The sequence below is a fragment of the Ruegeria sp. CH10 genome, from assembly GCF_056537125.1.
This window is the reverse complement of record NZ_JBQFQY010000013.1, coordinates 1-6,186: the sequence shown is the minus strand read 5'-3', so window position 1 is coordinate 6,186 and position 6,186 is coordinate 1. Positions and strand designations below refer to the sequence as shown.

Annotated in this window: 7 protein-coding genes and 1 tRNA gene; 7 read left to right on the top strand and 1 reads right to left on the bottom strand. The window is 55.4% G+C overall.

Annotation, left to right across the window (positions count from 1 at the left end; all coding sequences use genetic code 11):
* The first annotated feature begins 12 nt into the window (after positions 1 to 12).
* Positions 13 to 89 (top strand) — tRNA-Met (locus ACRZ94_RS20680).
* Positions 90 to 258: 169 nt separating this feature from the next.
* Here ACRZ94_RS20680 and ACRZ94_RS20675 read toward each other — a convergent pair.
* Complete coding sequence (locus ACRZ94_RS20675) at positions 259 to 948, bottom strand: hypothetical protein (protein ID WP_480656734.1); 690 nt, start codon at positions 946 to 948, stop codon at positions 259 to 261.
* A 108-nt stretch (positions 949 to 1,056) separates the two neighbouring features.
* On the opposite strand from ACRZ94_RS20675, the gene ACRZ94_RS20670 reads away from it, so the two are divergent.
* From ACRZ94_RS20670 to ACRZ94_RS20645, 6 genes are all read left to right on the top strand, one after another.
* Complete coding sequence (locus ACRZ94_RS20670; protein WP_480656733.1) at positions 1,057 to 1,377, top strand: hypothetical protein; 321 nt, start codon at positions 1,057 to 1,059, stop codon at positions 1,375 to 1,377.
* Between the two features lie 125 nt (positions 1,378 to 1,502).
* Positions 1,503 to 3,554 carry a galactosyltransferase-related protein gene (locus tag ACRZ94_RS20665; RefSeq protein WP_480798223.1) on the top strand — a complete coding sequence of 684 codons (2,052 nt, stop codon included), beginning with the start codon at positions 1,503 to 1,505 and terminating at the stop codon, positions 3,552 to 3,554.
* Between the two features lie 71 nt (positions 3,555 to 3,625).
* Entirely contained in the window at positions 3,626 to 4,465 is an 840-nt protein-coding gene (locus ACRZ94_RS20660) for a hypothetical protein (RefSeq protein WP_480798222.1), read from the top strand.
* Between the two features lie 193 nt (positions 4,466 to 4,658).
* Positions 4,659 to 5,180, top strand: coding sequence for a hypothetical protein (locus ACRZ94_RS20655; RefSeq protein WP_480798221.1), 522 nt, complete (start codon positions 4,659 to 4,661; stop codon positions 5,178 to 5,180).
* Positions 5,181 to 5,283: 103 nt separating this feature from the next.
* The gene (locus tag ACRZ94_RS20650) at positions 5,284 to 6,015 is read left to right on the top strand and encodes a metallophosphoesterase family protein (protein ID WP_480798220.1); all 732 of its coding nucleotides are present in this window, start codon (positions 5,284 to 5,286) and stop codon (positions 6,013 to 6,015) included.
* 80 nt (positions 6,016 to 6,095) lie between these two features.
* Positions 6,096 to 6,186, top strand: a 91-nt coding sequence (locus tag ACRZ94_RS20645; protein ID WP_480798125.1) for a sugar phosphate nucleotidyltransferase, incomplete at its 3' end; no start/stop codon positions are given.

Genomic DNA, 6,186 nt, shown 5'->3' with positions numbered 1-6,186 from the left:
AAGAACACCTGGCGCGGGGTGGAGCAGTCCGGTAGCTCGTCAGGCTCATAACCTGAAGGTCAGAGGTTCAAATCCTCTCCCCGCAACCAAACCCCAAACAGGCCGTTCAATCCGAAAACACTCCAACGGACCGTTCGCTTAACAATCAAACCTCCTCTGACGTATAAGCTACGTGGAAACAGGTCGCTCATGGGCACCCGGACACAACCCAGTGGAAGAGCTCGAACATGGCAATAGGTCAGAGTCAAAAGAACAAATTTACGGCTTGATGAAACCTTCCCCTTCACCATCAGTTCTTAGTGTCAATTGCCTAAGCCCGGTCGCTCCGAATAACGCGGCTCCGAACATTTCGAAGGCTTCTTCTGCGATCAGGACGAACCGGCCATTCTCCATGTCATGGAACCATAAAAACGCTTGAATCATCTCAAGTCCAAGGGCTCCACCCAGATAGAACAGAACTCCGACAATTAAATACCGACGCGGTGCAGGGTCCATGCCGGATACCAGGAATCTAAACCCGAGTAAGAAAAGGACGACAACGGCTGCAAAGCCGTAGATGACCCATTCCCAGGCAAAAAGGCCGCTTCCTTCAATGCCGTTGGTCAAGTAGGTGCCCACGGCTTCGTGGACTTGCGCTGCCTCGTCAAACCCCGCGAACAGAAAAAGCGCAGCAAGGCCCAGCCAATGCCAGCGCCACTGATCTTTGGTGGAAAAGGCTTGAACAGACGCCAGGGCCATGAACGCACTGGCCAAAATCAGAAACGAGAAATTGACGAACGTCGGCACGTTGGACTCTCCGTCAATCCAGAAGACCTCCTCTAGTACCCGTCCGAACTCGCTGTTTGTTGCGTTTGAGACAAGAAACGCCAATGTGCCGATGACTATGGTCGGAAAGATAACGGCCGCCGACCAAATCAGGTATTGGCGGGGGGTTGGTAAAAAGGACATGTGCGTAACTTCTTAACTCTTAATCAGACCCCAAAGCTTAGTGCGAGAATTCGGTCTGTATAGGGAATTGAGTAAGCTCGACACTTTTGAACTTTGGATTTGTTCCAAATGCGCATCAGTGCTGCAAGCAAATGGATCTTTGTTGATCAAATAACTCAAAGCCTGACCGGAAAACCAGAGACCTTGCAGGCTTGTCTTCTCCCAGCCGCTCGGGAGCACCGGCAGGTTGCTGTCGCCAAGGGGGAACGGGCTATCGGCCGGATATTGGCGTTGAACGTGGAGATCTGCTGCCAAGTCGACGACTTGGGTCAGGCACACCAAAGATGGCTGCCAAAAACCCGGCGCGTATTGTGGTTTTTCAGGCGTAAGATCGCTTACTCGGCGCAAATTCTGATGTCAGCCCAAGTGCGCGCCATATTTGACAATTGACATGGGCGAGTAAACAGTTACTCGGGGCCGGTGTTGTTTTAAGACAATCTAGGATCGAATAGAATGTGCGGCACTTCGCAAATAACGAGTGCCATTGCGAATAAAAGTCTCGGGCTGGGAAACAAATGCAATCTTCGAAAGATATAGTCGCCAATTTGCAAGAGGCGATCGCGTCCAATGACGATACTAACACCTCCCGGGCGCGCGACATACTGAACAGCCATATTCGCACCCAATTGTCCGTGCGCAACGCAAAATCCCCGGCGACAGTTGCCTCGCTGTATTCAGCGCTTGTGAAGTCACCGGATGTCTGGGACCGTTTGCCTGACGTTGAAGATGCCAAAGAGGCATTCCAACCGCAAACCGACATTGCGCCGGGGTTTTCGCTTGTGTCGTGCTGCATGAACAGAAATGACCATTTGGCGCGCACGCTGCCGACCTGGTTGTCCCACCCGGAAATCGACGAAGTTGTTGTTGTGGACTGGAGTTCAGAGATACCGGTCGCGATCACGCTTGAACAGGCCGGCATTCAAGATCCGCGCCTGCGCATTGTTCGCGTCGAGGACGAAGGGGCGTGGATCTTGTCTCATGCCTACAATGTGGGGTTTCGGGCAACCACGCGGGACAAGATTGTAAAAGTCGACAGCGACATCATTCTCGACACGGCGTTTTTCGAAAAGAACACAATGGGCGTCGGCAAGCTGACGGCCGGGAACTGGCGGAACGCCTCTGCGGGACAAAGCCACGTCAATGGGTTTTTCGTCACCGGGCGCGCAGACTTGCTGGGTGTCAATGGCTTCAATGAACGGATCGTCACGTATGGGTGGGATGACGACGATCTCTATACCCGTCTCGAAGAAGCCGGGGTTGAACGTGTGGATGTTGACCCGAGCACAATCAACCACATTGATCACTCTGACATTCGGCGTGTGGCCCGCCCCAGGTGCAAGCCTGTCACGGGCTGGGATGAGATACAGACATATCCCCAGTTCTGGATCGCTCTGAACCGCGAATTCACGGCGTCCAGTGCGCCATGGGGTGTCAGCTATCCGATGGCGGGTTTTCAGGTTCTGAGCGCCACAGACGGGAATGTTAGGCTGCGGCGAACACACCCCTTTGGCGTGGACACCAATCTGATCGGAACGCGGTCCGAGCGTGCCCTTGCGGCGTATGTCGCTATTCAGGACATCTTTCCGGGGTTTGTTGTCACCACGTCACCCGAAACGGTTGATTTCGCGCTGATGACCCGTTCGCTGAAAGATGCGCTGGTCATCATTGGCAGCCAAACGCCGGAGCCGCAGGACCAAAGTGAGCCTGCCGCCGCTGCTATCGGCGACCTCGGCCGCAAGCCCAAGCTTATTGTTGACGCCCAGCATGGTTTGGGCAACCGCATGCGCGCCATCGCGTCGGCCGCAGCTTTTGCAAAGGTCCATGACCGCGAGCTGGTGATCAGATGGGTGCGCGACGAACATTGCGATTGCCGTTTTGCATCCCTTTTTGACTATGACGGCCCGGTAGAAGAGACCAGCGACAACGAACCGGAAAATGCCCAGCATGTGGACTTGATGAACAAGGCATTTCGGGACTCCTTCGAATCCAAAAGCCTGGTTCACACCTCGCGCGATATCGTTATTCAATCGGCCTATCGGTTCACCTTCGGAAAGCCCTACGGCCCGCTGGAAAAAAGCTTTCTGCGCGATCTCAAACCCAGCGCTGAAGTGCAGGACCTGATCGACTCGGTCCGCAGCCCTAACGATATAGCGGTGCATGTGCGCATGAATGGTGGCGCCGGAACAGACCCGCATGGTGATGTACCCGGCGGCTGGTCCAAAACAGAAGATGAGATTTCCAGACGGGCCCGCAGCAGGTCCCACTATGGCTTTTTCTTCAAGCGTCTGGATGAACTGCTGGAATCGGGGGAGTATTCGACGATCTTCCTCGCGTCCGACAACTCGGAATCCTATGACGCGTTTGCCGCAAAGTACCACGATCGTGTCACCAGCCTGAAACGGTCGGTCTATGATCGATCGGAAATGCAGCTGAAGTACGCGCTTGCCGATGTGATCCTGCTGTCGCGCGCGCCGCTGTTGCTTGGCAGCAATTGGAGCTCATTTACGGAAATCGCCCATTCAATGTCCGAGAAACAGAGGCTAGAGATATCCGGGCAACACTTTTGATACGTCCGCACGCCCGCAAAGCTCAGCAGGTTTTTATGACCGGCCTTACATACCGCCAGAGTGTATTCTGAATGACTGATGAAGAAACAAGAAGCTTGGCCGTTGAAAACGTTGTTTCAGCGTGCAAGCCACAGATCGGTGAAGTGATTGTTCTGGAAGGTCCGGATCACTTGGGTTGGTGCGAGGCTTACAGGTCGCATGATCTGTCGAATGTAAGACATACGACGTTTAAAACGCTGTCCCAGATCCCAGTTGCCAAAGATGGCGGTCTGCGGATTGTACATGTTACAGGCGGGGTGCCCGCCGCCAGCCTGAGTCAGGCAGAAGACAGCGTCCGCTGCATTACAAGTATCGCGGATATTGTCGTTTTCACACCGGTACCAGTGGCGAAACAAGAGGTTCAGGACCTGCTGGTTGCTTGGCCCAGCTTCTGGGCGATCCTGTTTCTGGCGCAAGGCTACATGTTGCGCGATATCGTTCGCCCAGCAGTTTGGAGCAACACATATAGCGATTGGGACAGCCTTCAGGGCACGGTTGTGTTCACAAATGCCGCGATGGATGCCGACTGGACGGATATGGGCCGCAATGGACCGGGGTCTGTCGTCGATTACGTGCATCCTTCGACACATGAATTCGGTCTGAAACAGCTGCTGGCCTTGCAGACTGCCGCCATGTTGACGGTGAATTCCGGCAAGTCCCTTTCCGAAGATGCGGCCGAAAACCAAAGTCTTTCGTCGAATATCTATATCGCGTTGCCCAAGCGCTATACGAAAAAAGACTATGAGGCCAAGCTGTTTCAAGAGCAACGCGCATGGTGGCAGGTCGCTTTGACCAAGCCTTGGCAGCCCTCGTATTGGTGTGACCTGTGGCGCATGCAGCGGCGCACCAGGCGTCGGATGAAATCCAGCTGATCCCAAACGCTGACGAGATTGGACAATTGAGCCTCGCGCCCTGAGGCCTTTCCAGCTCAGAAGCAGAGAATTTCCCTTAAAATCAATTTAAAACATTGATTTAAGGCAATTTTTTGCCATAGGTGGCGCATATGCACGGCGTCGCAGCTTAGTAATCCGGTTCCAGACCCTCACTGGAACTGGAGATAGAAACATGCTGCGCCTGATCGACCGACGTCCTGTATTCGCGCTGCGGGGACGGTCAGAAACCGCGCACGCAGCGCGCCGGTTTTTGCCCGTTATGGTGTCTTCGATTGCGTTTCTTGGTCTTGTGAACATGCCCGACCGCGCCGAGGCACAGCAGCTATACGTTGTCGGAACAGATCGCGGCGGGTATCTGCATGACCGCCTGGTCGAACTGGACAACCTGCAGCGCAATGGCATTCAGGTCGAAATACGCGGGCGCATCTGCTATTCAACCTGCACGATGTTCCTGGGATTGCCGGGCACCTGCGTGGAATCCGATACGATCTTTGGCTTTCATGGCCCGTCCCGCAACGGGCGCAAACTGTCGCCCGAGGATTTCGACCGGTTCAGCAAGGTCATGGCCGCCTATTATCCCGAGCCGCTGAAATCCTGGTTCATGACCACGGCGCGCAACCGGATTCGCGGCGTTCACAAGATCAAAGGCAGCGAACTGATCCGCATGGGCGTACCCGCCTGCCGCACTGCCTGAGCCCGGGCTTGCCCACGATCTGAGGCGCAGGTATCACCCTGTGAATGCAAGGGTCCGTTTGTTTGACCCGAGGCCCGAAAAACAGGCAGGAGACCAGCGCATCGTGCTGACACCGCTACTCAAACGCTTTGGGCGGCGCGGCAGGTTTTTGCCGCCCAATCCCAATGCACCGATATGCGTGATTGGGGATGTGCATGGTTGCATAGAACAGCTCGAAAAACTGCTGGCAGAGGTCCCGCAGGATCATCGAATTGTGCTGGTGGGCGACTATGTTGACCGGGGCGAACACAGCGCGCAGGTGTTGCGCCTGCTCAGCGCCCGGCCGGACCTGACCTGTCTGATGGGCAACCACGAAGACATGATGCTGCAATTCATGAAGGACCCAAAAACCTATGGCGCGCGTTGGCTGCGCAATGGGGGGTTACAGACCCTTGCCTCATTCGGGGTGCGCGGCATACGCACTGAAATGAGCGGTGATGAGCTGACGGAGTGTCGCGATCAGCTCTACGCGGCGATGGGTGACAACCTGTATCAATGGGTCGCCGGGCTCAAGACATGGGCCCTGACCGGAAATGTCTTGATCGTTCATGCCGGTGCAGACCCGGAAAAACCGCCAAAGGAGCAGTTGCGCAAACATCTGCTCTGGGGGCATCCCTCGTTCCAGACGACGGCCCGCGGCGATGGGCTGTGGGTGGTGCATGGGCACACAATCGTGGCCACTGCAGGTGCCCGGCAGGGGCGTATCTCTGTCGACACCGGTGCCTATGCGACAGGCGTCTTAAGCGGCGTGTGTTTGGACGGCGGTCCCCCCCGGTATCTGACTGCAGTACCCTAGTCGGATTTTCGGCTGGTCTTGTCATGGCGTATTGTGTTGACTAGGACGACTGAGCAGACCATCGGAATTTGAGCTTATTCATGTTGATCACACCCGTCCTTCTCTGTGGCGGCTCGGGCACGCGCCTGTGGCCTTTGTCGCGCAAAAGCTATCCCAAGCAGTTTGTCCCGC